Consider the following 24,683-nt stretch of genomic DNA (forward strand, 5'->3'; position numbering starts at 1 on the left):
GGGAAGGCGAAGACAGATCGCCGCGGCGTTCGGAGAGGCAGTAAATATAATATTCTCAACCTCACATGCGACAGACATGAGTGTGGAAGGGTACGATGCCGCCGTCCTCGGCGGGGCCGTTTCGGGGCTCGCAGCCGCTCACGGGCTCTCAGACGTCGACAAGGTGGATGAGGTCACCGTGTTCGAGCGACAGGAGTACGACGAGAAGCGCGTCAACTGCGGCGAGGCGATCAACGACACGTCGCTGGTGCCGCTGGAGAAGACGCCGGAGAACGGGTTCGTCAACGACGTGGACGGGTTCCAGCTGCGCGTCCACTCCGGGCCGGACCGACCCCGGACCGAACCGCCGATCGGCACCGCCAACCTGTCCTGTGAGCCGGGGTACATCTGTGAGCGAGACATCGTGGAGCGGCGGTGGGCCGAGCGGCTCGCGGAGCGCGGCGTCACGTTCGAGACGGGGGCCTCGGTGACACCGACGCGGTACCGAGAGATCGTCGACGAGTTCGACTACGTGATCGACGCCACCGGCCAGCCCGCGCTCTCGCTCAAGGCGCGCGGAGAGACCGAGTCGTACACCGGCGACATGGTCGCGCTGAACGCGACCGTCGACGGCGACTTCAGCGGGTACGAGTCGTGGCCGCGGATCTTTTTCGAGGGGTACATCGGGTACGCGTGGTCGTTCCCCAAGTCGGACACGCGAGCCAACGTCGGGATCGGGTGGGCGGGCGACGAGCGCCCCGACGACTACATGGCCGCGCTGCGTGAGGCCGCCGAGCGGAACGGCTTCCCCGCCCCCGACCCGGACGACGTGAACATCTACACGATCCCTCGGGGACCGAGTCTCGACCCGAAGCAGGTGTACGACCCGAACGACAACGTCTTTCGCGTCGGCGACGCGGCCGGCGTCGCGAACCGGTATCAGGGCGAGGGGATCTGTCAGGGGATCCGGTCCGCGTACCTGCTGTGCGACCTCATCGAGGAGGGGACTCCGGAGCGGTACCCGGACCGGCTCTACGACGCGATGAAGTCCGAATACCGGTTAGCGCGACTCATGCGGGGGGCGTGGGTGGAACACGAGGACCCAGACCTCTTAGCCGCGGTCGCCGAATCGCTGGAGGGGCTCTCGATAGAGGACGTCACGCGCTCCCCAGCGCGGGTGATTCGACGAGTGGCGAAACGGCCGCTGGTCGCGTCCCGTCTGGTCTCCGACCGGGGAATGCTCGACCGGCTGTACAAGTCGTACACCGACCGCTGGGAGTACGGGACGACCGGCACGCAATGAACGTGCTGGAAGCGAGCGTCGACGAACTCGAGTTCAACTACGACTCTCACTGGGTTTCGAGACAGTGTAACGCCGGCCTCCCCATTTCCGGAGCGGGCCCCCTCCTGAGCGGGATGGTCAAGTTCGGGCTCGTCTGGGACCTGGTCTGGGGAGCGTACCTCCTGACGCGCTGGGAGTACCTGACGCCGAGCTTCGCGGTCACGTGGTCGCTCGCGCTCCTCTGGGTGAATCTCGCTCCGTTTTTCATCTGGATGTATGACCAGGTGGTCCTACCGGAGTTCTTCGACCGGTTCCGCGAGCTCAACACCGATCAGGAGCGGCTCACGGAAATCGCGAAGAAATACAACGGGTTTTTTGCGGAACCGCGCCCGCTCGCGTCGGTACTGTGGGGCGTGTTCGTCCTGGTGATCGCGTGGGCCGGGACCCCGATCCTCACGGAGATGGGGATGTCGGGCGGCGGCGAGCCGTTCCTCTGGCTGACGTACGTCTACGCGGCGTATATCGGCGTCGTCCTCGGCGGACCGGGGTTCGTCGGACCGCTGACGACGATCCTGATGATCCGCGAGATCGCCGGCCTGGACTTCGAGATACAGCCGCTCCATCCCGATCAGCTCGGCGGGCTGAGCAACGTCGGCTACTGCGCGATCCGGACGACGCTGCTCTACTCGACCGCGTCGCTCTTTTTCCCGCTCGGATTCCAGCTGGCCGCGGGTTCCGGACGCGAGATCTGGATACTGGCCATTCTCGGGTTCTACGTCGTCACCGTCCTCGGGAGCTTCGTCTACCCGACGCTGAAAATCAACCGGAAGGCGGCGGAGCTCAGAGAGGAGATCCTCGACGGGCTCCGTCGGCGTTCCGACGCGGTCAACGCGGAGTTGGAGGCCGCCGAGGGCGACGAGCAGCAGCGGATCCAGAAACAGCTCGAACTACAGCGGATTCGACGGAAGTACGACGACTACAACAACGTTCGCCTGTACCCGCTTCAGGTCGACATCTTCGTCAGGCTCGCCGCGTCGGTGCTGTTGCCGATCATGATGCTGTTCCTCGAATTCTACCTCCTCGGGGCGTGAACGGGAACCGAGCCCGACGGTGACCGCGGATTTGCGCGGGCGTTCGTGGCTGGTCGCCGGCCGCGCACACCACGGCTCCATTTAAACCGGCGCACCTCGTACTACGGATAATGAGTTCGTCCGACGACGAGTACGAGATCGCGGTGGTCGGCGGCGGGCCGGCCGGGCTGACGACCGCGCTGTACGGGGCCCGACTGGGCCACGAGACGGTGCTGATCGACCGGGGCGGCGGGCGCGCGGCGATGATGGCCGACACGCACAACGTGATCGGGGTCACCGAGGAGGTCTCCGGCAACGAGTTCCTCGCGACCGGCCGCGAGCAGGTGGAGTCGTACGGCGGGACGTTCGAGCGCGGCTTCGTCACCGACGTCGAGCGCACCGACGACGACCGGTTCCGACTCTCGACGAACGACGCCGAGATCCTCGCGGACCGCGTCGTCCTCGGGACCGGCTTCTCCGACGAGCGCCCGGACCCGCCGCTCCCGCGGACGGGAAAGGGGCTCCACTACTGCCTCCACTGCGACGCCTACATGTTCGTCGACGAGCCGGTGTACGTGATGGGTCACGGCGAGGCCGCCGCCCACGTCGCGATGATCATGCTGAACATGACCGACGACGTGGACGTGCTGACCCGCGGCGCGGAGCCGACGTGGAGCGAGGAGACCGCCGCGCAGCTGGAGGCGCACCCGGTCGACGTCGTCCGCGAGGAGGTCTCCGGCGTCGAGAACGACCCCGACTCCGGCTGGCTGGAGGCGCTGGAGTTCGAGGACGGCACGCGCCGCGAGTACCGCGGCGGCTTCGCGATGTACGGTTCCGACTACAACACCGTCCTCGCCGAGGGGCTCGGCTGCGACCTCAACGACGACGGCACCATCGACGTCGACGACCACGGCCGCACCAGCGAGGACGGCGTGTTCGCGGTCGGCGACATCACGCCCGGCCACAACCAGGTCCCGGTCGCGATGGGGCAGGGCGCGAAGGCCGGCCTCGCGATCCACAAGGAGATCCGCGAGTTCCCGCGCTCGACCGAGGAGATCGCGCGCGACGGGCCCGTCGACGACGATGAGGTGCCCGCCATCCCGCCGCACCTCATGGCGACCGCCGTCGCTCACGAGGGGCACGCCGGCGGGCCGCGCGAGTCGGCCGAGACCGAGAACGCCGAGCCGCCGGCCGCGGACGACGACTGATCGATTCCGAATTTTTCGGGAATCGAGGAACCTACCCGGAGGACTCTTGCGAGTGCGGCTGAGGAAGTTCAACTCCGACACAGTATTTTCCGAGCGAAGCGAGGAAAATCGCCGGCCGGGAATCCCGCGGACGAGCGCAGCGAGCGAGCGGGAGGTCGGCCGGCGCACAACCGCAGGGAGTGCGCCGGCCGGGATTTGAACCGGAATCAGACGTGCTCGCTCGCTTCGCTCGCTGCGCGCGGCTGATGGGATTCAAATCCCGCGGCGATTTCTCTCACTACGTTCGAGAGTCCGCTGAGCGGAGCGAAGCGGACGCTGACTGACGGAGTCAGTCAGAAAATGCGCCGGCCGGGACTCCCGCGAGCGAGCGAAGCGAGCGAGTGGGAGTACGGGCGGCGCACGAACGAAGTGAGTGCGCCGGCCGGGATTTGAACCCGGGCCATGAGCTTGGAAGGCTCAGGTCCTACCACTAGACCACCGGCGCGCGGCGACGCGTTCGCGGCCGAACGCATCTACACGTAGGCCAAACGGCTCTGATAAACGTTCCGTGTTCTCGACGGGGACGACCCTGCGACGGCGGGGGCTCGTCGCGTCGTCGACGAACGGAAGCGGGCACGGAACGGCGGTCGTCCGACCGGCGTTCCGGGCGACCTGTCCGAGACCGACACCGTCGGAAGCGACTACACGATGGTGAACTGGTTCCTGACCGTGGTGGAGATGTCGGTCTCCTCGCCGCCCTCGATGTGGACCTCGTACTCGTACTCGCCCGGGTCCGTGTCCAAGGCGGTCTCGATCTTCGACCCCCACGTCGCTCTGTCGTACGCCTCGTGGGCGCCCTCCCAGTTGAGTTCGAGGGGGCCGTAGTCCGCCTCGGGGAATTCGACGACGACCGAGTCGATGGCGTCGGCGCCCAGCGGGTCGCCGGTGTCGGGGTCGAAGATGCCGACGTGGAGGCCGACCTCCATCCCGGCCGAGAACCGGCCGATGCTGGCGCATTCTTCGCCCGAGTCGCCGCCGCTCGATTCGTTCCCGTCCGACTCGTTGGTCGTCCCGTTGCTCGTGTTGCCGGTGGTCGTCGTCTCGTTGGTGACCGTCGGGCCGTCGTCGTCGGACTCGACGCCCGGGTCCGTGATGTACGTACAGCCCGCGAGGCTGACGGAGGCCCACGTCGCCGCGCCCGCCGCGACCAGCCGGCGCCGCGACACCGACGAGTCGGTCGATTCTGACGGCTCGTCGGAGGTGGTGTCGGTCGATTCGATGTGCTGGTCTCGGTCCATGCTGTCGCGTTTGTGTTCCGTGGTATATAAATACAGAGACCGATTTTCCGGTTTCTATGAATCGGGGGGCGATTTATGTACGTCGGCTAGGTTAGTCGACGTATGGAGCCTAATGGACGACGAGCTGAGAGGCCAGACTCCCGACAGACGAGCACCGGCGACTCGGAAACGGCGACGACGACGCGCCGCCGGCTGTTAGCCACCGGCGCCGCGACGTGGGCGACCGTCGGACTGGCGGGCTGTATGGGCGGCGACGACGGCGACGACGGCGGCGACGGGGGCGACGGCTCCGCCGACGCGCAGAACTTCGTCGTGACCGCCGAGACCGGCGCAGGGTCCGAGGGCGTGCCCGAAACCGCGGGTTTCATCTCGGCGTGTTCGGCGAGTCGGCGCTTCGTGCCGGGGATGCAGGTCGTCTTCTACGTGGGCATCTTCGACCCCGAGACGGGCGATCAGCTCACCGACGAGGACCTCGGTAGCGTCGTCGTCAACGTCGAGGGGGTCCAGGAGGTCGAGCTGGGCTGGGCCGGCGACGACGAGGAGAACCCGGCCGAGGAGTGGGGCGGCTCGTTCGTCCTGCCGGAGGACATCGAGACCGGTTCGTACTCGTACACGGTCGAGGTCAGCAACGGCGACGCCAGCTACCAGACGGTCGGCATCCTCGAGGACTCCTTCGAGGTCATCGAGCAGTCGAACCCGACCAACTACGTCGTCACGACCGAGACGTGGTGGAACAATCAGGCGCCCGAGGGGACGAACTTCGTCGGGAGCTGCGCCCCCGAGCGCCAGTTCACGCAGGACATGGACGTCACGTTCGTCATCGGCGTCTACGACGGCTCGAGCGGCGAGATCGTCGGCAGCGACACCCTCGACGCCGTGACTATCGAGTCGACCGACGGCGCGTTCGACCCGATCGAGCTGTCGTGGAACGAGGGCGGCGAGGACTCCGAACCGCAGTGGTCCGGCACGCTCGACACCGCGGATCTGGCGCCCGCGTCCTACGGCTACGAGGTCGTCGTCACCAACGGCGACGCCAACTACTACAACGTCGGCATCGCGTCGAACCAGTTCACGATCATCGAGCTGTAAGGCCGCCGACGCGGTGCCGGGACCGATTTTTATACCGAACTCACAGTCATGAACCACGACAACACGCAGGCATCCGGCGGGAACGCTACCGAATCGGCCGACGCGGAGCCGGTCGACGCGAAGTCAGCCGACGCGAAGTCGGTCGACGCGGACGAACGGGGCGAAAGCGGCGCGGAGACCGACGCCGAGGCGGACGGGACGCTGACGTTCTCGGACGCGGTGGCCGTCGAAACGACTCCCGAGGAGCTGTGGTCGACGATTTCTGACCCGGAGACGCTGACGGAGTGCGTCCCGGGCGCGGAGTCGATCGAGCGCGTCTCCGAGCGGAAGTACACCGTCGAGATCACGCGCGGGGTGAGCCACCTCACCGTCTCGCTGTCGGGAGAGGCGGAGTTCGTCGAGATGGACCCCCCCGACACCGTGGTGACGAGCGCGACGGCGTTCGACTCGAAGACCGGCAGCGACTTCGACATCCTCGCGGGGATGGAGATCCAGCCGACCGACGACGGAAGGGCCGAACTGGCGTACACCGCCGAGGTGTCGATCAGCGGCGGCGTCGGCACGATGAGCCCGCGGATCCTCCGGCCGATCGTCAACCGGGACATCACGACGTACTTCGAGAACGTCAAAGACGTCGTCGAAGGCGAGTAGTGGCCATTCGTCGCGGTTTCGGCGCCCCGTCGCGGTTTCGGCGCCCCGTCGCGAGCGGTCGACGGTCGCTCGCGGTCCCGATCGCCGCCGTCCGCGTCGGACCGTTTCGCAGACGTATTTGTATCCGCAATCGAATGGACAGCTAATGGCAACCGATCCCACCGACGCGTTCGACGAGATATCCGAGTACGATTCCACCGTCCTCTTCAAGCCGAAAGTGGTTGCGTTGGTCGTCTCCGAGGGCGAGGAGCGAGGTCCGAACCTCATGACGGCCTCGTGGTGGATGCTGGCCGGCTACAACCCGTTTCGCTATCTCCTTGCCGTGAGTCACAAGACGCTGACGCACGAACTCATCGAGGAGAGCGGGGAGTTCGTGCTGGCCTCGCCCTCGATGGAGATGATCGACGCACTGACACTGTCGGGCATGGTCAGCGGCCGAGACATCGACAAGATCGAGCACCTGGACATGGAGACGGTGCCGGGGCAGTCGGTCGACGTGCCGCTGTTGGCCGACGCCGCCGGCAACATCGAGTGTTCGGTGATGGAGTCGTTCGAGTTCATGGACTGCACCTACTACTTCGGCGAGGTCGAACACGCCTACGTCACCCCCGGGGGAATGGACGGCCGGCTCCTGTCCCCGGACGCCGACGTGCTGGCCTACATGGGCAGCGACTGGGGCGAGGAGGAGACCAAGACCAAGTACCGCTACTACGCCGACATCACCGCCGAGTCGATCAGGCGGTTCCCCGGCGACGAGGTCGTCGACTCCCTGCCGCCCGAGCTTCGAGCGCAGTTCGACGAGTAGCGCGGCTCACCACAGCGCCGTCGACCGCTGGATGACGAAGTGCGGTTCGTCTCCCTCGTCGTCGCCGAAGAGGAACGAGAGGAACGCCAGCGAGTACCGGTGGCCCGCGATGTCGATGGCGTGGCCGTCGGCGGCGTCGAACCGGTCGACGTAGCGCGCGACGGTGTCGCGGTTGACCTGAAGCCCGTACTGGCGCCGGAGCGTCCGCTCGCAGTCGGTCGGCGACTCGTCGGCGGCGTGGAACAGACAGAGGTCGACGACCGGCTTGGCGTAGGCACAGCCCTCGTAGAACAGCGCCGAGAGGTCGCCCTGAAACGACCGCCCGCAGTCGAGACACTCGTACTGCTGGACGTCGACGCCGACGTCTTCGATCCCGTCGGCGGTGACCAACCGTGCGACCGTCTTGGGCTCGTTCTGGTACCCGTTCTTCCGACGGGCGTCCGACCCGCAGTTCGGACAGGGCCGCGGCTCGCCCCGGCGCTCGTCGGCGACCCGTCGGAGTTCCTCGCGGATCGCGTTGACGAACAGCGGCGAGACGGCCGGGTCGAACGGCTTCTCGTCTGGGCCTCGCATACGGTCCCGACGACCCCCGTTAGTATGAATGTCACGTTATTATTCGTTTCAAATATCACGTTATCTTCCGTGTCTACCGTCCCCCGTTATCACGTCAGTATTCGAACTCAGAAAGCCACATAGTAGAAAGACACGGAAACAATTTATATATCGGCGAATGAACTCCGTCCATGAGCCACGAGGAGCCCGAAAACGACACGCTGGAGCGAGCAAAGTCAGACGGACAGCGATTCGGTAGACGGGGGGTGACCTCCCGCCGGACATTCCTCGCCACCGGGGCAGCGCTGTCGGCCGCGGCGGTCGCGGGCTGCGCCGGCGGAACCGGATCGGGGTCGACCGAGGGGCCGGAACCGCCGTGGACGACGGAGGAGCTGGCCGACCAGGTCGGCGACGACGCGGAGATCAACATCTACGCCTCCACCGGCGCGGATCAGGAGTGGTACGACCTCGTCGACGTCATCAACGACGAGTTCGGGACGTCCGTCGAACCGAACGTCTTCGCCACCAACGGCAACGACCTGACCCAGCGCTTCGTACAGGAGCGGCAGGCGGGCAACGACACGGCCGACGTGTTGAGCAGCCCGACCGGCATCGACGACGACATGCTGGTCACGGCTCGCGATGAGAGCAAGGAAGCCGCCCTCGACATCGGACGGGAGTACTTCGAGTGGGACCTCGACCAGAAGTTCTGGTTCAACGACGTGCTCGACGACGTCCAGCAGTACCCCTTCTACGTCACCGGCTACAACGGCGGTCCCGGGCTGACGATGCCGGTCAACGAGGACGTGTTCGCCGACCGGGGGTTAGACGTGCCGAGCACCTACAACGACCTCCTCGACGACCAGTACGAGGGGATGGAGGTCGCGATATCGAGCGCCTACATCGCCTCTGACATGGTCGGCTGGATCGTCAGACACAACGCTGCGGAGACGGAGATGACCGAGACGGAGTGGGCACAGCAGCTTCACGACCACCTCAGCTACACGGGCGTCAGTTCGCACACGGCCGGGACGCGGGAGGTCCGCGACGGCAACATCCCGCTGATGCTGTACAACTGGCCGACCGTGATCGCGCCGTTCACCGGTGAGGACTCCCCGCTGACGGGGGTCTTCCCCGAGGACGTCCCCTCCTTCATGAACGGCAGTCCGATCGCCATCAACAAGGAGGCCCCGAACCCGTGGGTCGCCCGGTTCTTCCTCAGCGCGACGCTCGAAGAGGCGGTCCAGCGCCGGATGATCAACGACGTCGAACGGCAGATCCCCTGCCGGATGGACCTCGACTACTCGGCACAGGACCCCGATTCCTACACCGAGAAGCGGCTGAACTCCGACTACGAGGCGGTGGAGTTCTGGGACGAGTGGCGGAACTCCACGGTCGGCCAAAAAGTGAAGGACGTCGGTGCGTTCGATATCTAACGTCGTGTCGTTCCTCACGGGGACTCTCCCGGCCCGCGCGACGGGGCGTCCGGCCGACGAAACGCGGCGTCCGCTCCACGAGACACGGCGTCAGCCATACACGACACCATGACGACCGAACCACAGCTGTCGGTACGCGGGATCACCAAGCGGTTCGGGAGCGCGTTCGAGCTCTCGGCGACCGACCTGACCGTCGGCGACGACGAGATCGTCGCCCTGCTCGGTCCGTCGGGCTGCGGCAAGACGACGATACTCCGGTGTATCGCCGGCGTCGAGAGCCCCGACAGCGGCAGCATCGAGATCGGCGGCCAAGTGGTCGAGTCGTCCGAGGTCTCGGCGCCGCCGGAGGAGCGCAACGTCGGGATGGTGTACCAGAACTACGCGATCTGGCCCCACAAAACCGTCTACGAGAACGTCGTCTTCCCGCTCGAACACGCCTCTCACGGGATTCCGGAGTCGGAGTACGACGAGCGCGTCTCGCAGATGCTCGAGCTGATGGAGATCCCGGAGCTGGCCGACAAGCCGGCGACCGATCTGAGCGGCGGCCAACAGCAGCGGACCGCGCTGGCCCGCGCGCTCGTCTACGAGCCGGACCTCCTGTTGATGGACGAGCCGCTGAGCAACCTCGACAGGGAGCTGCGCAAGCAGATGCGCTACGAGCTACAGCGGCTCCAACACGAGCTCGACGTGAGCGTTCTCTACGTGACCCACGACCAAGAGGAGGCGTTCTACCTGGCCGATCGGGTGATCATCCTCCACGAGGGGCGAGTGGTCGAGCGCGGCAGCCCCGAGGAACTCTACGAGTCGCCCCAGTCGGCGTTTACGCGCCGGTTCATCGGGGCTCGCAACCCGTTCGAGGGTCGGATCGAGGTCGACGGCTCCGGCGGCCGAGTCCTCACCACCGACTTCCTCGACGTGGAGCTGACGTCGACCGACTACATGTCCAACGGGGAGGGTCCGGACGAGGTGTCCTGTTTCCTCCGCCCGGAGGACATCAGCATCTGCGAGAACGGCGACAGTCAGGGGCGGATCGCACTCCGGGGGACGGTCGTCGCTGAGGGGATCCTCGGCGACCGCTACGAGGTGACGGTGGGATTCGACGACACTGACACCGAGCTCACCGTCCACTGCGGGGAGTATCGAAACCTCTCTCGGGGCGACCGGCTGGACCTCCGGGTCGACCCGGCGGCGATACAGGTGTACAGGAACGAGACATGAGCTCGGAGCGCTCGCGCGCCGAGGCGGTGGCGGCTCGCCTCGGCTCGCTGCCCGACCGCCTCGGCGCCTACTGTGCCGGCCGAGAGCTGCCGAAGCGGCTGGTACTCGGCGGGATCGTCCTCGCCGTCGCGCTGTTGACGGTGGTCCCGCTGGTGTTCCTGCTGTGGACCAGCCTCTGGTCCGGCTATCCGGGCGAGTTCGCCGGGGAGGTGACCCTCGACAACTTCGCGGCGGTCTACCTCGGCGACTTCTTCCCAATCGTCGAGCTGGTGATCAACTCGCTGACGATCGCCGTCGGAATGACCGCGACGGGGATGGCGTTCGGACTCGGTGCCGCGTGGCTGTTCGTCCGGACGGACCTCCCGACGAAGGGGAAAATGGAGCTGGTCCTGTTGTCCTGTCAGGCGATCCCGGGCTACATGTACGCGATCATGTACGTGACGACCTACGGCTCGGAGAACGGGCTCGTCACGGCCGCGGTCGAGGCGATCGTCGGCGTCGAACAGCTTCCGATCGACATCTACAGCCCGTTGGGGATCGCCTTCGTCGCGGGGATCAACGTCGTTCCGACGTTCTACCTCCTGACGGTCCCCGCGCTTCAGAACATGGACCCGGTGCTCGAAGAGGTGAGCCGGATCCACGGGGCGAGCATGCTCGAGACGATCCGCTCGATCAGCTTTCCGCTGATCAAGCCCGCGATCCTCTCGGCGACGATCGTCATCTTCCTCTACGGGCTCGGCGAGTTCGCCGTCGTCTCCATCCTCGGGACCCAGAACGGCTTTGACGTGTTCTCGACGGCGATCCTCTCGGCGATCAACGGCCGGTTCCCGCCCGGATACGGCGAGGCCGCCGCGCTGTCGTGTCTGCTGTTGGTCGCGATGCTGGTCTTCGTCTGGTACTACCGGCGGGTGACCGCGCGCAAGGAGTCGTTCATGACGTTCACGGGGCGTCGACACCGGAGCCACGTGTGGAGCCTCGGCCGCTGGCGGTGGCCGCTGGCGGTCGGGCTCTGGGGCGGCCTGTTCCTCGTCTGGGTGTTCCCGATCCTCGTGTTGCTCGTGGTGTCGGTCCACGAAACGTGGTACGGACGGTTAGATCCCGCGGCACTGACGTTGGACAACTACTACGTGGCAGTCACCGACCCGAACATCCAACAGGCGTTCACCAACAGCCTGCTGGTCGCCGTCGGTGGGGCAACGCTCGGGACGGTACTGGTCGTCGGCACGGCGTACTACACCGAGCGGACCGATGGCCGGTTCCGCGGCGTCGTCGACTTCCTGACGCTGACCCCGCTCGCGGTGCCGGGGATCATTATCGGCGCGGGGCTGCTGTTCACGTTCCTGTGGGTCGGCAAGATCCATCCGGTGGTCGACCTCTACGGAACGTTGGCGATCATCATCGTCGGCTGCGTCGTCGTCTTCCTGCCGGTCTCCTCGCGGATCGCCGTCGGGAACATCGTCCAGATCCACTCGGACCTCGAGGAGGCCGCCCGGATCTCCGGGGCGACGTGGTTCGGGCAGATGCGGGAGATATTCCTGCCGCTGTTCAAGAACACAACCGTCGTCATCTGGTTCTTCCTCGCGATGCACGTCATCCAGCTGCTGTCGATCCCGCTCATCACCTACACCTCCGACACCGTCGTCATTCCCGTCCGGCTCTATCAGCTGTACATGTACGAGCCGGGCATCGCGCTCGTGGCCGCGATCTCCTCGATCTTCGTCCTGCTGACGGTCGGCTCGCTGCTCGGCCTGCGGCGGGTGGGCGTCACGTTCTACGAACTCGGCGAGCGGTGAGCCGCCCGCGGCCGGCTATAAGGTCGACTCGACGAACAGGTCCTCGAGCGGGTACGGCTCGGGGATGAGCCCGTGGTCGGCGGCGTACCGCTGGAGCGTCGCGAGGGCGGTCCGATTCCGGTCGGTGAGGCCGTACTCCCAGGGGTTCTCGCCCAGCACCTCGCGCTGGTGTTCGACGTAGTGGTTCGCCCACGCCAGCGGGACCCACCGCGGTGCGGTCAGTCGGTCCATACAGGTCGACAGCGCCCGCTCGAAGGCCTCGTACAGCTTGTTCGCCGCCCACGGATGGCGGTCGAGCACCTCGTCGCTGAGAACCACCGTGTGCATCGGCGGGAAGATCCCCGTCTCCCTGAAGTAGTCGGCCTCGACGGCGCGGGAGTCCGCGACGACCCGTTCGATCTCGACGTCCGCCAGCCGCTCTCTCTCCCGGCTTAACTGGTCGTGTCGACCGCCGGTGTACCGGCTGTCGAGCGGGGCGGTCGCGAACGCGGCGTCGATTTCCTCCTCGGCGAGCATCGCCGCGAGCGCCGAGGTCGCGCTCCCCTCCCGGTGGTCGTGGACGACGTCGAACCGATCGGGGACCTCGACGGGGACGATGTCCCCCTCGGATTTCGTCGTGTGCCACGTGACCGTTTCGAGGTCGACGTCGTAGCGCTCGGCGGCGATCCCCCGCTGCCAGACCGCGGTCGTCGTCTGCCAGTGGATGAGTCCGACGTCCTTGTGTTCCAGATCCGAGAGGCCGAACTCGTCGTCGGCCCGCCGGTAGATGAACGCGTGACGGAACTTCCGGTAGGGGAACACTGGGATCGCGGTGAAGGGATGGTCCTCGTCGGCGGCCCGGGAGGCGAGGTACGACCCCAGCGACAGCTCGCAGGCGTCGAACTCCCCGTGGCGGACCATCCGTTCGAACCGCTCGGGGTTGTGGTAGTCGACCAGGTGGAGGTCGATCCCCTCGGGCTCGATCTCGCCGGTCCAGAGCGGGCGGGTCCAGTCGTAGTTCGTACACGCGAGCGTGAGGTCGATCGTCATGGGAACTCCTTACGGAGGCGTGCGGGCTCCGTTCGGTTAACCTATCGGTCACTGACAACCGTACACGACGTTTATTATCGCAGTTGGCGAACGGCGAAACATGAGAGACCTCCGCGAGTTCATAACGGCGATCGAAGACCGCGGCCAGCTGGAGCGGGTGCCCGGGGCCGACCTCGACCTAGAGATCGGCGGCGTCTCGTCGCTCGCCCGGCAGGATGCGCTCGACGCCGCGCTGCTGTTCGAGGACATCGAGGGGACGCTTCCCGGCGCACGGGTCCTGACGAACGCCGTCGACACGCCGCTCCAGGTGACGCTGGCGCTGGGCCACGAGCCGACGAACGACATCCGCGAGGCGGTGGTGGCACAGAAGGACCGGACCGCGGACTTAGAGACCCGACCGGTCGAGACCGTCGACGAGGGGCCGGTGTTGGAGAACGTCCAGCGGGGGACGAGGTCGACCTCACGGCGTTCGCCGCGCCGCGGTGGCACGCCCACGACGGCGGGCCCTACATCGGGACCGGCGACGTGGTGATCACCGAACACGCCGAGGAGGACGACCGGAACGCGGGGACCTACCGGGTACAGGTCCACGGCCCTGAGACGGCCACGCTCAACATCCGACCCGGGCGGGACGGTGACCGCCACCGGCAGTCGTACTTCGACCGCGACGAGCCGTTCCCCGCGGTCGTCTCGCTGGGCCACCAGCCGGACCTGTTCATGGCCGCCAACCAGCGGTTCCCCGCCCACGTCGACGAGCTTGAGTACGTGAGCGCGCAGCGCGACAGACCGCTGGAGGTGGTCGAAGGCGAGGCGACCGGGCTCCCGTTCCCGGCCCGGTCCGAACTCGTCATCGAAGGCACCGTTCACCCCGACGCCGAGGAGATAACCGAGGGGCCGTTCGGCGAGTGGACCGGCTACTACGGCGCCGGGGAGACCCAGCAGAAACCGTTCGAGATCGACCGGATCTACCACCGGGACGACCCGATCGTGTTGGCGTACAACAACGTGCCGATGACCGCAACCGCGATGTCGACGATCCGGTCGGGAGCCCAGCTGTGGCACCAGTTAGAGGACGCCGGGATCACCGGGATCGACGAGGTGACGACGATCTTCCCGGGGATCTGGTTCCAGGTCGTCTCGATCGAACAGCAGTACGCCGGCCACAGCACGCAGGTCGGGATGCAGGCCATGTCGCTCCCGTCGGGTGTCTGGGAGGGACGGATCACGATCATCGTCGACGAGGACGTCGACGTGTACGACCTCGCGGAGGTGCTGTGGGCGACCGTCAGCCGGTGCGACCCCGCCGAGGACCTCACGGTGATCGAGAACTGCGTGAGCTCGCGGATCAACCCCCGGATGTCCCCCGAGCAGACGGCCTCCGGCGATCACACGAAGAGCCGGATGCTGATCGACGCGACGAAGCCCTATCACTGGAAGGAGGAGTTCCCCGAGGACACCCGGCTCGATCCCGAGTTAGAGGCCGACCTCAGGGCCGAGTACGCGGAGCTGCTGTCGACCGCCGAGTGACGGTAGGGGGCACGCCTCAGTCGTCGTCCTCGAGCGCCGAGACCACGTCGTCGAGCGGCGTGACGTCGGCGTACCGCAGGTCCATGTCGAACAGCGCCACCTCGTGAGTGGCCGTCGTGACCCCGGCGACGCACTCCTCGGGAACGATCGTCCGGAAGTTGCTCGAGTGGCTGTCGACGACCGTCGCCCGCACGCAACCGCTCGTGTTCGTCCCACAGACGACGAGCGTGTCGATCCCGGAGTGGTGGAGCAGGTTCGAGAGGTGGGTGTCGAAAAAGGCGCTGGCCCGCGGCTTCTCGACGACGTGGTCGCTCTCGGCGGGTTCGACCGCGGGCGGGAACTGATCGAGCTTCTCGACCCACTCCTCGTGGCTCGCCGTCCGCTCCGACCGCTCGGGACCGCGGTCGGTGCCCGGCGCAGCCTTGATCGGAACCGGGTAGCCGTCGGGGAGAGCGCCCCGGCCGGACGGGACGGCGTAGAAGACGGGCACGTCCGCGGCCCGCGCCGTCTCCAGTAGCCGGGCGGTGGACTCGACGACGTCCTCGCCGGTCCGTCGCTCCTCGACGAACGCTACCATCATGTCGACGACGAGGACCGCCGGGTTCTCCCCCCAACCCACCCGGTTCCCGTAGCGCGACTGGGACTCGACGTACTCCCGATCCGACTCCGGAACGATCTCCGGGAGGTACAGCTCCGAGCTCTCGCTGCCCATGCGGGCCCGTCGGACCCCGGATCGAACAACGTGTCGGTTCCGGACGGCTCACTCGTCCGCCGGTCGGAGTTCGAGGACGTAGCCGTCGGGGTCGCGGGCGAGGAACATCCGTCCGCCCCACGGGACCTCCCGCGGCTCGATGAGCGGCTCGCCCGGTTCGTCCTCGAGCGCGGTCGACATCCGCTCGTGGAGCTCGTCGAGCGGCTCGTCGACCCCGAGGACGACGATCCCGCCCTCGCCGCGTCGGCCGCTCGGCGGCGAGAGGCCGAACGGCTCCAGCGTCTCGGGGTCGAAGTCGGCCTGGATCTTCAGCTCGCACGCGCCGGTCTCGTAGGCGACGCTGGCGTCGCCGACCGCCCGCGGCTCCAGTCCGAGGGCCGTCTCGTAGAACTCCCGCGCGGCCCGGAGATCGCCGCTCAACAGGAACAGCTGGCTGAGGTCGGCCATGGTCGACGGATCGTTCGCGCCACTAATAAACGGTCGACAGTCACCACGCGGAGGGAATTCGGCGTAAGTAATTACTGCGAACCGGGCATTCATCACCCACGGAGTTGTTTTCTATCCATGACAGACCGGGTGATCGTCGGCGTCACGGGAGCGACCGGGCAGGCCTACGCGGTCTCCGCGCTCGAACTGTTGGACCGAACGGCCGTCGACGTCCACCTCATCGTCTCGGACGCGGCGAGGGTCACGCTGCGTCAGGAGACCGACTACGCCGTCGGCGACCTGCTGGAGCTCGGCGATGCCGTCCACGACGTCGACAACATCGGGGCGGAGACGGCTAGCGGCTCGTTCCGGACGGCCGGAATGTTGATCACGCCGTGTTCGATGAAGACGCTGGCGGCGATCGCCCACGGCTACAGCGGGAACCTCATCACGCGCTCGGCGGACGTGACGCTCAAGGAACGCCGGCCGCTGGTGTTGATGCCGCGGGAGTCACCGTTCAACCGCATCCACCTCGAGAACATGCTGACCGTGACCGACGCGGGCGGGATCGTCGTCCCGCCGTTCCCTTCGTTCTACCAGCGGCCGGACTCCGTCGAGGAGATGGTCGACACGACGATGAAGCGGGCGCTCTCCCAGCTCGGCGTCGACCTCGACCACGACGAGTGGGACGGCGTCGGCGCCTGAGTCCCTCGGCGGGCGTCGCCGCCGGGAGCGTCACGCAAAGTAGGGCGTATCGAGGTGGTCGGTCGCGAACAGCGTTTCGAGGTCGTACCGCTCGTCGGCGACGCCCTGCTCGTGGGCGTACTCGATCAGCGTCTCCAGCGTCGCGACGTTCTCCTCGGTGAGACCGTACTCCCACGGGTCCTCGCCCATGACCTCGCGCTGTTCGTCGGCGTGGACGTCAGCCCAGACGAACGGGAGGTCGCGGGGACGGTCGAGCGTCGACAGCCCGGTCTCCTTGGCGCGCTCGAAGGCGTCGTAGAGGCTCTGAACGATCCACGGCTCCGCCTCGAGCAGTCGGTCGTCGACGACGATCGCGTGCATGACCGGGAAAATCGACGTCTCGCGGTAGTACTCCTGTTCGACCGACTTGGCGTCGTCGAACAGCCGCTCCGCGTTCGCTCCGTCGAGGTCGATCGGGTGAAAGACCGCGTCGAGCTCGCCGCGTTCGAGCATCTCCGTCAGCACGCCGACCATCGACTGCTGGTGGTCGAGGTACTCGACGTCGTACCGGTCCGGCACGTCGACGTCGACGATCTCCGAGCCGCCGGCGACCCAGTCGATCGACGAGAGGTCGACGCCGTGTCGGTCCGCGAGGATCCCGCGCTGCCAGACGCCGGTCGTCGTCTGCCAGTTGACGATCCCCACCCGCTTGCCGTCGAGGTCGCCGACCGAGTCGACGCTGCCGTCCGCGCGCTTGTACATGTACGAGTGGCGGAACTTGCGGAACGGGAAGACGGGGACCGCCGTGAACGGGTAGCGGTCGGGGTCGCTCCGGCTGGCGAGGTACGTGCCCATCGAGAGCTCGCAGGCGTCGAACTCCCGACCGTGGACCATCCGCGAGAAGCGGGTCGGGTTCGGGTAGTCGACGGTCGTCAGGTCCGCGCCGTCGGGGGTGACGCGGCCGTCCCAGAGCGGTTCGGTCCAGGCGTAATCGTGACAGGCCAGCGTGAGATCGAGGGTCATGCGGTGGAAAACGGACGGCGGGTAGTTCGTCGTTCCGGTCAGCGAGCGAGCGGTCGAGGAGGAGCGCGTGGCGCTCGGCTCACTCCTCGATCTTAAACGCCATGTGGTACGCCGACAGCGGCCTGACCGGATGGTTGTCGAGGTACGACAGGTGCGGGCGGAGCTCGAAGTCCGGCTCGTCCTCCTGGACCTCGAAGAGGCACGGGTAGGCGTCGATGAAGTGCCAGCCCGGCTCGCCGGTCGCCGGGATCTCGAGGCGGACGACCCCGCCGCCGTCGTCGTCGGTGAGCCCGCAGACGTACCCGAGCGGCTTGTTGTCGTACAGGAAGTACGGGGCGTTCTCGTAGACCGGCCAGCCGACGCCGGAGAGCTCGATCTCGATCGTCGTCCCGACGGGGCCGCTGGTCGGCTCGAACGTCTCGATCGACGGCTGCATCATGAACCCGGTGACGGCGACCTCGCGTCCGCCGACCGCGGCGGTGATCGGCCGCGTCGACCCCTCGCCGGTCGGGATCGTGAACTCCGTCTGGAACGCGCCGTCGTCGTCCGTCGTCACCGTCGGCAGCATGTCAGGCTTCGGCTCCGGCGTGATCGGGACCCCCTTGACGCGGTGCCCCTCGTGACGGTACCAGATGAGGTTCACCTCCTCGTTCGGCGGGAAGTTCTCGCCGGTGATGAACGCCGAGGTTCCGGGCTGGCCGGAGGACGGCGAGATCGAGAGCTCGGCGTCGGTGTCCTCGTCGATCTCGGGGTAGTGGATGGAGATCGGGTTCTCGTCGAGCTGCTCGTCGAGCCACGCCGTCCGCGGCTCGGCCTCGGGCTCGGTGACCTCGACGGTCCACTGGGACTGTCGGCCGTCGGCGACCGGGCCGTACGGCGACTGGGTGTTGTTCTGGAGGTACGGGACGCCGCGGTAGTTGCGCCAGACCTGGATCACGTGCTTCCCCGGCGGTCCGACCGCGCGGATGCGAGCGGTGGCGGTCCCGCGGTTCATCACGCCCGTCATGAACCCCATGTCGCCGTTGTCCCACGCGACCTGGTAGTTGTTGGTGACGACGTTCGGGCCGATCCCGTAGCCGGTGACCGTGAAGAAGTCGCCGAGCTCGGCCTCAGTGCGGTCGAGCTCGAAGTGCGGGAGGATCGTGAACGTCGCCGTGGCGACCGTCGAGTCGCCGTCGACGAGCTCGATCCGGTGTTTGCCCCCGTAGTCCTGGGCGACGGTCCACTCCTCGTCGAACGCCCCCGAATCGTCGGTCGCGACGGTGGCGATGGTCTCCGTCCGGGGATGGTACTGCGATCCGACGATCTCGTTGGCCTCAAGGACACCCCATCGGCCCTCCGACGTCTTCCATCTGATCTCGTAGCGCTCGCCGGCGGGCAGGTTCCGGCCCTTGAACACGATCGAGTCGCCCACGTACCCCTCCTGGTCGCTGACGACCAGCGTCCCCGAGGAGTCGCTCCCGCGCTTGTGTCCCTGAAGGGTCTCTTCGAGGTCCGACGATATCGCCGAGTCCTTACTCATACGTTCTCGTACGCGGCCGTCGTTTAATAAATCCAGCCAGACATTCCCAGCCGGTGGAACCCGCCGTTCCCGCCCCGTCCGGCGGGGGACGCCACCCTTGCCGGATCGTTTTCAAGGGGTGAAAAGATAGATTACCCTTATCCAACAGGGTGTTAAATGGTCAGGCATGCCACCGAAAACAGCGTCGTCGAAGCTGTTCGGCTACGATATCGAGTTCACGTACTCCGAGACGTGGATAGCCTACGCGCTGTTGTCGTTGCGGCTGATGATGGGCTGGGTGTTCTTCTACGCCGGGATCGTGAAGGTGATCGATCCGAACTGGAGCGCCCGGCCGTTCCTCGTCAACGTGGACCCGGCGAACCCGCTCGTCGACGTGTGGGCGGCGATGGCCGACTGGGTCTGGCTCCTGACCCCCCTCAATCAGGTCGGCCTGACGCTGGTCGGAATCGCGCTGATCCTCGGCGCATTCTTCCGGTTCAGCGCCCTCTGTGGAGCGCTCATGATGCTGTTCTACTGGGCGGCGTCCTACCCGTTCCCGGACGCGATCTTCATCGACTTCCACCTCATCTACGCGTTCCTGCTGTTCCTCCTCGGAGCGGCGGGCGCCGGTCGGATCATCGGCCTCGACCAGCGGCTCGAGGAGATCGGCTTCGTCCAGAACAACCCGCGGCTCGCCCTTCTGCTCGGGTAGTCGGTCTCGCCCCCGACGAGACCGCGTCACGGGGTGACGACCGCGTAGCAGTTCCCGCTCGACACCTCCGTTTCGAGCGGTTCGAGGGCGCTTTTTTCGAGGTCCGCCTCGAACTCCGACGGCGAGTAGATGTGATAGTACCGGGGGACCGTCTCGCCGCCCGGCAGCGTCCAGTCGACGGTCGTGTCGAACCCCTCGTCGCGATCGAACCGGTCGTGCGCCGTGCTCCACGCGCTGACGAGCGCGACCCCGTCGGGCGCGAGGACGCGTGCCAGTTCGTTCAGGCTCTCGACGCGGGCCGCCCGCGGCGAGAGGTGGTGGAGCGTGGCGACGTAGACGGCGAGGTCGACCGCGTCGTCGCGGACCGGGAGCGCGCCCGCGTCCCCGTGGACGAACGCGGCCGAGTCCGCGAATCCCCGGTCGCGAGCGCGCGCGACCGCCTCGTCGAGCAGGCCGCGGCTGAGGTCGACCCCGACGGCGGCCTCGGCGCGCGCCGCGAGCGCCTCCGTGTGCCGGCCGTTCCCGCAGCCGACGTCGAGCGCGACGGTTCCCGACCGGCCCTCCAGGAACGACTCGACCTCGGGCCACGCGTACTCCCGCGTCTTCGAGAAGTGCGTCGCGATGCGGTCGTACGTCGACTGCGGATCGCCGGGCGACTGCGGGTCCATACCGAGCCCTCGGTCGCGACGCGCTTATGCCGACCGGACCGTCACACGGCGCCGATCGCGACGAACGCGACGAGCGTGAGCGCGAGCAGCACCACGACGTGTTTCACGCCGTCGCGCACCGACCCCTCCCCGAGCTGGCCGGCGACGAGCCCGGAGCAGACCGCCTGGATCGACGCGGCGTGGAAGAACAGCTGCTCGTAGGCGTCGACGTTGATGTCGCCGATCCCGTCCGCGATCCCTCCCGGACCGCCGGGGACGCCGGCCCCCGCGTCCGGGAGGCTCCCGCCCGTCCCCGGGACGCCCGCCGACTCGATGGCGGGGATGAAGGAGACGGACAGCGCCGCGATGATCCCGAGGAAGACGAGGAAGGAGATGTAGATGACGATGAGGTACGTTAACATTACCTGTCGGCGCTCGCGCCGGAGCGACCAGGTCGCGCGCGACTCGTCGGCTGCGATCCGGAGGACGGGCCCGACGTCGCCGCTCGCGCGGATCGCGTTGGTGACGAGCGCGACCGCGCGGGACATCATCGGCGATCGAACGCGGCGTTCGAGGCGGCGCAGCGCGGTCGAGACGTCCGCGCCCCAGTCGACGTCGCGTCGGGTCCGGCGGAGGTCCTCGGTCAACGCCTCGAGGTTCGAGTCGGCGACGCGGCGGACGCTGCCGACCACGGCGGTCCCCGCCTCGTTGACGCTGGCGAGCCGGTCGAGGAAGTCGGGCACCGCGGACTCGATGCGTCGGACCCGACGCTTGCCGAACTCGTAGGCGACCGCGTACGCCGCGAGGACGAACGCCGTCGCGGCGACGATCGGCCCGTCGATCTGGCCGACCATCTCCACGGGCGTCCCGAGCGTGACCGGGAACGCGAAGACGAGCAGCCCGGCGACCGCGACCGGGACCGCGACGAGCAGGACCGTTTGCGGGGAGGCCAGCACCGTCTCGGCCGGCGACGCGATCAGCCGCCGCGCCCAGCGGAGGCGGTCGTAGACGCGGAGCCGCTCGCGGCTCTCGGTCCAGCGGTCCGCGCCGCTCCGGTCTACGGCCCCCCTGTCTGCGTCGCGCCCCGTCGCCGCGCCGCCGTCGAACCGGGCGGCCTCCCCTCTGTCCCCGGGCTCGTCCGTCGCGTGGCGCACGCCGGTGACCGAGGGGGTGTCCGGGTCGTCGAGCGACGACGCCGCGACGGTCTCGGTGCCGCCGACGCCCTGCGTCACGCTGTCGACGTAGACGACGAAGCCGAAGGTGGCGAGCGGCACGCCGAGGTAGACGACGACGCGGAGGATCGGGAGCGTGTCCTGCAAGACGAGACCGATGACGACGAGGATAGTGATGAAAAAGAGCGGGCCGGCGACGAGCGCCGTCACGTACGCCTCGGCGAACGTCGAGAGCAGCTCGAGGTACTGCTCCTGTTTCGCCTCCGCCTCCGCCTGGTAGCGCTCGTACTGGTCGTCGAGGAACGACGACACCGACTGCCCGGTGCCGAGGACGGAGGCGAGGTTCTCCGAGAAGTCCGCTAAGTCGTCGCTGGGCGTCCGCCGCGAGATCCGCTGGAGCGCGGTGAGCGCGTCGGTGCCGAAGGCGTTCATGTCGCGGACCGCGACCGACAGCTCCGTGGCGGCCTCGCCGTACACCGACTCGTTCTCCGCGAGCGTGTCCATCACGCGCGGGAACGCCATCCCGGAGCGCGAGAGCGCGTACATGAACGCGACCGTCCGCGGCAGGGTGGCGTCGATCTCGGCCGCGCGGGCGTGGGCGCGCTGGTCGAGCAGCTGCCACCGGGCGACGTACGCGCCGAGCGCGAGCCCGGACCCGACGGTCGCGGAGACGACCGCGAGCAGGACGAACAGCCTGCCGAGCCCGAGGTCGGCGAGCCGCGCGACGACGGCAACGAACTCGAACGCGGCCGGGAGCGCCTCGCGGATCGCCGCCTCGCCGACGTCGAGCGCGGCGAGTAACCCCGCGGCCGCGTACACGCCGATCACGCTGCCGGCGACGCCGAGGACGGCGGCGTACAGCAGCGTCCGCGAGGCGTACACGCGGTGGGTGGTGCCGGCGACGTGGGCCGCACGCATCCGATCTCGCTGGGCCTGCCGCCGCGCCTCGTCCTCGCCGACGTAGTCGCCGAACGCCGACAGCGCGACGCGGGTGACGAACAGGTCCGCGCGGTCGTCGACGAGCGGCAGCGCGAGCGCGAGGCAGGCCGCGACCGCGACGGCAAGGGGGAGGTACTCGATCATCGGTCGGTGGCGTCGGGGTCGACGCCGTCGGCGGCTTCGGGACCGCGGTCGGCCCCGTCGCCCGGCGCGACCGCGTCGGTCTCATCCGCGATATCGGCGGCGTCGACGCCCTCGGCCGCGGCGGCGCGCTCGTCGAGCTTCTCCATCACGCGGTCGGCGTCGGCGTAGTACTCGTTGACGAGGGCGGTGAACGTGCGGTAGTCGTCGATGCCGAGCGCGGAGAGCAGTTCGATGAAGCGCTCGCGGCGCCGGACCTCGCGGAGCAGCTCCGCCCGGGACCAGCCGCGCTCGTCGGCGATCTCCTCCAGCAGCGAGGAGTCGTTCCGGCGGAACGTGTCGGAGTCGGGCACCCACTCGAACGCCGAGGAGTAGTCGAGCTCGCCGGTGCGCTGGTCGATGCCGCCGATCTCGCCGATCGTCTTCGCGCGCCGCACGCGCTCGTCGTCGGAGCGCGTGAGCGTCTGGACCGAGAGCATGTCGAGCGACTGGACCATCGCGCGGGGGACGTTGATCGGCTCGTTCTCCAGCCGGTTGATCACCGTCTCGATCGAGTCGGCGTGCATCGTCGAGAAGGTGGTGTGGCCGGTGTTCATCGCCTGGAAGAGGGTGATCGCCTCCTCGCCGCGCACCTCGCCGACGACGATGTACTCCGGGCGGTGGCGCAGCGCCGAGCGCAGCAGGTCGTACATGTCGATGTCCGTCCCCTCGTACCGGCGCTCGCGGGTGACCGCGGAGAGCCAGTTGTCGTGGTACAGGGAGAGCTCGCGGGTGTCCTCGATGGTGAGCACCTTCGCGCGCGGCGGGACGAACATCGACACCGCGTTCATCGAGGTGGTCTTCCCCGAGGCGGTGCCGCCCGCGAAGATGAGGCTCTTGTTGTGCTCGATGCAGAGCCAGAAGTACGCCATCTGCTCGACGGAGAAGGTCCCGTACTCCACGAGGTCGACTGGCGTGAACGGGTCCTCGGCGTACTGGCGGATGGTGAACGCCGAGCCCCGCGGGGTCACCTCCTCGCCGAGCGCCAACTCCGCGCGCGACCCGTCCGGGAGCGTCGTCTCGACGATGGGGTCCCCGACGGAGACGTGGCGCCCGGACTGCTGGGCGAGCCGGATCACGTAGCTGTCGAGCGCCTCCTGTCCGAACGAGACGTTCGTCTCGATGTCCGTGTACTCGTCGTGGTAGACGAAGATCGGGAGGTCGTAGCCGTCGCAGGAGACGTCCTCGATGTGGCGGTCGTTGAGGAGGGGGTCGACCTTCCCGTAGCCGCGGAAGTCGCGGTAGAGGTAGTACGCGAGCGCGTGGAACGTGTCCATCCCGACCTCGACGCCGTACCCCTCTAACAGCGTCTCCAGCTCCGCTTTGAGCGTCTCCTCGTCCGTCTTGCCGCTCCCCTCGCGGTAGAGGAGGGGGTCGCGGATGTCGTCGACGACGCGGTCGAGGAGCTCGCGCTCGAATCCGTCGAGCTCGGGTTCGACGGCGTAGTAGCGGTGTTCGCTCTCGACCTCGTCGTAGGTGATGACGACGTACGCGTACGGGGCGTTCACCCAGTACCGGTCGACCTCGCGCTCGTCGTCGGGGACGACGAACGACGCGAGCGGGCCGTCCTCGCCGGGGCGGAACGGGCGGACGTCGAGCGTCGACCCCTGAAGCAGCTCCCACGTACGCGAGAGGCGCCGCTGGAGGGCCTCGATCCGGTCGCCGAGGTCGCTCCCGCCGGCATCACTCGCCATGGATACGGGGACGTAATGGCGGGGGAAGTTAAACTACCCCCGACGATTATCAGGAGCGAGGCCGGGACCCACGGCCG

General features: G+C 67.6%; 23 protein-coding genes, 1 tRNA gene and 1 pseudogene. 14 read left to right on the plus strand and 11 right to left on the minus strand.

The window, feature by feature from the left end:
• The first annotated feature begins 76 nt into the window (after positions 1-76).
• The 3 genes from J7656_RS11195 to J7656_RS11205 all read left to right on the plus strand — a co-directional run bounded on the left by J7656_RS11195 (position 77) and on the right by J7656_RS11205 (position 3,539).
• A complete protein-coding gene (locus tag J7656_RS11195) occupies positions 77-1,282 on the plus strand; it encodes an NAD(P)/FAD-dependent oxidoreductase (RefSeq protein ID WP_017342795.1) in 1,206 nt (401 codons plus the stop codon).
• The gene (locus J7656_RS11200; RefSeq protein WP_017342794.1) at positions 1,279-2,352 is read left to right on the plus strand and encodes a hypothetical protein; all 1,074 of its coding nucleotides are present in this window, start codon (positions 1,279-1,281) and stop codon (positions 2,350-2,352) included. Before J7656_RS11195 ends, J7656_RS11200 begins: the two co-directional genes overlap by 4 nt.
• A 110-nt stretch (positions 2,353-2,462) precedes the next feature.
• On the plus strand, positions 2,463-3,539 hold the full coding sequence (locus tag J7656_RS11205) for an NAD(P)/FAD-dependent oxidoreductase (RefSeq protein ID WP_211553303.1): 1,077 nt from the start codon (positions 2,463-2,465) through the stop codon (positions 3,537-3,539).
• A 413-nt stretch (positions 3,540-3,952) separates the two neighbouring features.
• Here the strand turns inward: J7656_RS11205 and J7656_RS11210 are convergent.
• Both J7656_RS11210 and J7656_RS11215 read right to left on the minus strand, forming a co-directional pair.
• A tRNA-Gly gene (locus J7656_RS11210) sits at positions 3,953-4,023 on the minus strand.
• A 196-nt stretch (positions 4,024-4,219) separates the two neighbouring features.
• Positions 4,220-4,816 carry a hypothetical protein gene (locus J7656_RS11215; protein WP_017342792.1) on the minus strand — a complete coding sequence of 199 codons (597 nt, stop codon included), beginning with the start codon at positions 4,814-4,816 and terminating at the stop codon, positions 4,220-4,222.
• A 102-nt stretch (positions 4,817-4,918) separates the two neighbouring features.
• Here J7656_RS11215 and J7656_RS11220 point away from each other — a divergent pair, with 102 nt between their 5' ends.
• The 3 genes from J7656_RS11220 (at position 4,919) to J7656_RS11230 (ending at position 7,361) form a co-directional block, all read left to right on the plus strand.
• Positions 4,919-5,905: a hypothetical protein gene (locus J7656_RS11220; RefSeq protein WP_017342791.1), complete on the plus strand. Its 987-nt coding sequence runs from the start codon at positions 4,919-4,921 to the stop codon at positions 5,903-5,905.
• 48 nt (positions 5,906-5,953) lie between these two features.
• Positions 5,954-6,556: an SRPBCC family protein gene (locus J7656_RS11225; protein ID WP_211553304.1), complete on the plus strand. Its 603-nt coding sequence runs from the start codon at positions 5,954-5,956 to the stop codon at positions 6,554-6,556.
• A 145-nt stretch (positions 6,557-6,701) separates the two neighbouring features.
• Positions 6,702-7,361 (plus strand): flavin reductase family protein, encoded by a 660-nt coding sequence (locus J7656_RS11230; protein WP_211553305.1) that lies wholly within the window; start codon positions 6,702-6,704, stop codon positions 7,359-7,361.
• A 6-nt stretch (positions 7,362-7,367) separates the two neighbouring features.
• Here J7656_RS11230 and J7656_RS11235 read toward each other — a convergent pair whose 3' ends face one another.
• Positions 7,368-7,934, minus strand: a complete 567-nt coding sequence (locus tag J7656_RS11235; protein ID WP_017342788.1) for a hypothetical protein — start codon at positions 7,932-7,934, stop codon at positions 7,368-7,370.
• A gap of 170 nt (positions 7,935-8,104) precedes the next feature.
• On the opposite strand from J7656_RS11235, the gene J7656_RS11240 reads away from it, so the two are divergent.
• The 3 genes from J7656_RS11240 to J7656_RS11250 all read left to right on the plus strand — a co-directional run bounded on the left by J7656_RS11240 (position 8,105) and on the right by J7656_RS11250 (position 12,360).
• A complete protein-coding gene (locus J7656_RS11240; RefSeq protein WP_017342787.1) occupies positions 8,105-9,349 on the plus strand; it encodes a type 2 periplasmic-binding domain-containing protein in 1,245 nt (414 codons plus the stop codon).
• A gap of 108 nt (positions 9,350-9,457) precedes the next feature.
• Entirely contained in the window at positions 9,458-10,567 is a 1,110-nt protein-coding gene (locus J7656_RS11245) for an ABC transporter ATP-binding protein (RefSeq protein ID WP_017342786.1), read from the plus strand.
• Complete coding sequence (locus J7656_RS11250) at positions 10,564-12,360, plus strand: ABC transporter permease (protein WP_017342785.1); 1,797 nt, start codon at positions 10,564-10,566, stop codon at positions 12,358-12,360. The genes J7656_RS11245 and J7656_RS11250 overlap by 4 nt, the downstream gene beginning before the upstream one ends.
• A 15-nt stretch (positions 12,361-12,375) precedes the next feature.
• Here the strand turns inward: J7656_RS11250 and J7656_RS11255 are convergent, their stop codons facing one another.
• Positions 12,376-13,389 (minus strand): substrate-binding domain-containing protein, encoded by a 1,014-nt coding sequence (locus tag J7656_RS11255; RefSeq protein WP_211553306.1) that lies wholly within the window; start codon positions 13,387-13,389, stop codon positions 12,376-12,378.
• Between the two features lie 100 nt (positions 13,390-13,489).
• On the opposite strand from J7656_RS11255, the gene J7656_RS15115 reads away from it, so the two are divergent.
• The 3 genes and pseudogenes from J7656_RS15115 to J7656_RS15205 all read left to right on the plus strand — a co-directional run bounded on the left by J7656_RS15115 (position 13,490) and on the right by J7656_RS15205 (position 14,916).
• Positions 13,490-13,921 carry a UbiD family decarboxylase domain-containing protein gene (locus J7656_RS15115; RefSeq protein WP_211553307.1) on the plus strand — a complete coding sequence of 144 codons (432 nt, stop codon included), beginning with the start codon at positions 13,490-13,492 and terminating at the stop codon, positions 13,919-13,921.
• A pseudogene (locus tag J7656_RS15200) lies at positions 13,891-14,325 on the plus strand (UbiD family decarboxylase domain-containing protein); the annotation flags it as partial. The gene J7656_RS15115 and the pseudogene J7656_RS15200, both read left to right, overlap by 31 nt.
• 90 nt (positions 14,326-14,415) lie before the next feature.
• A complete protein-coding gene (locus J7656_RS15205; protein WP_343217909.1) occupies positions 14,416-14,916 on the plus strand; it encodes a hypothetical protein in 501 nt (166 codons plus the stop codon).
• Positions 14,917-14,932: 16 nt separating this feature from the next.
• On the opposite strand, the gene J7656_RS11270 is transcribed toward J7656_RS15205, so the two are convergent.
• Both J7656_RS11270 and J7656_RS11275 read right to left on the minus strand, forming a co-directional pair.
• Positions 14,933-15,628 (minus strand): isochorismatase family protein, encoded by a 696-nt coding sequence (locus J7656_RS11270; RefSeq protein ID WP_211553308.1) that lies wholly within the window; start codon positions 15,626-15,628, stop codon positions 14,933-14,935.
• A gap of 48 nt (positions 15,629-15,676) precedes the next feature.
• Positions 15,677-16,075 carry a VOC family protein gene (locus tag J7656_RS11275; protein ID WP_211553310.1) on the minus strand — a complete coding sequence of 133 codons (399 nt, stop codon included), beginning with the start codon at positions 16,073-16,075 and terminating at the stop codon, positions 15,677-15,679.
• A 117-nt stretch (positions 16,076-16,192) separates the two neighbouring features.
• On the opposite strand from J7656_RS11275, the gene J7656_RS11280 reads away from it, so the two are divergent.
• Positions 16,193-16,759, plus strand: coding sequence for a UbiX family flavin prenyltransferase (locus J7656_RS11280; protein ID WP_017342780.1), 567 nt, complete (start codon positions 16,193-16,195; stop codon positions 16,757-16,759).
• A gap of 30 nt (positions 16,760-16,789) precedes the next feature.
• Here the strand turns inward: J7656_RS11280 and J7656_RS11285 are convergent, their stop codons facing one another.
• Entirely contained in the window at positions 16,790-17,761 is a 972-nt protein-coding gene (locus J7656_RS11285) for a substrate-binding domain-containing protein (RefSeq protein ID WP_017342779.1), read from the minus strand.
• 79 nt (positions 17,762-17,840) lie between these two features.
• A complete protein-coding gene (locus J7656_RS11290) occupies positions 17,841-19,283 on the minus strand; it encodes a pseudouridine synthase domain-containing protein (RefSeq protein ID WP_017342778.1) in 1,443 nt (480 codons plus the stop codon).
• Positions 19,284-19,449: 166 nt separating this feature from the next.
• Here J7656_RS11290 and J7656_RS11295 point away from each other — a divergent pair, with 166 nt between their 5' ends.
• Positions 19,450-19,974 (plus strand): DoxX family protein, encoded by a 525-nt coding sequence (locus tag J7656_RS11295; RefSeq protein WP_211553312.1) that lies wholly within the window; start codon positions 19,450-19,452, stop codon positions 19,972-19,974.
• 26 nt (positions 19,975-20,000) lie between these two features.
• Here J7656_RS11295 and J7656_RS11300 read toward each other — a convergent pair whose 3' ends face one another.
• Genes J7656_RS11300 through J7656_RS11310 form a run of 3 tightly spaced genes read right to left on the minus strand, consistent with a single transcriptional unit; the run spans position 20,001 to position 24,606 of the window.
• Entirely contained in the window at positions 20,001-20,642 is a 642-nt protein-coding gene (locus tag J7656_RS11300; RefSeq protein ID WP_211553314.1) for a class I SAM-dependent methyltransferase, read from the minus strand.
• Positions 20,643-20,683: 41 nt separating this feature from the next.
• On the minus strand, positions 20,684-22,876 hold the full coding sequence (locus J7656_RS11305; RefSeq protein WP_211553316.1) for a type II secretion system F family protein: 2,193 nt from the start codon (positions 22,874-22,876) through the stop codon (positions 20,684-20,686).
• Complete coding sequence (locus tag J7656_RS11310; protein ID WP_211553318.1) at positions 22,873-24,606, minus strand: type II/IV secretion system ATPase subunit; 1,734 nt, start codon at positions 24,604-24,606, stop codon at positions 22,873-22,875. The genes J7656_RS11305 and J7656_RS11310 overlap by 4 nt, the downstream gene beginning before the upstream one ends.
• Positions 24,607-24,683: the final 77 nt, after the last annotated feature.

The sequence above is a fragment of the Halorubrum ruber genome (assembly GCF_018228765.1).
GTDB lineage: Archaea > Halobacteriota > Halobacteria > Halobacteriales > Haloferacaceae > Halorubrum > Halorubrum ruber.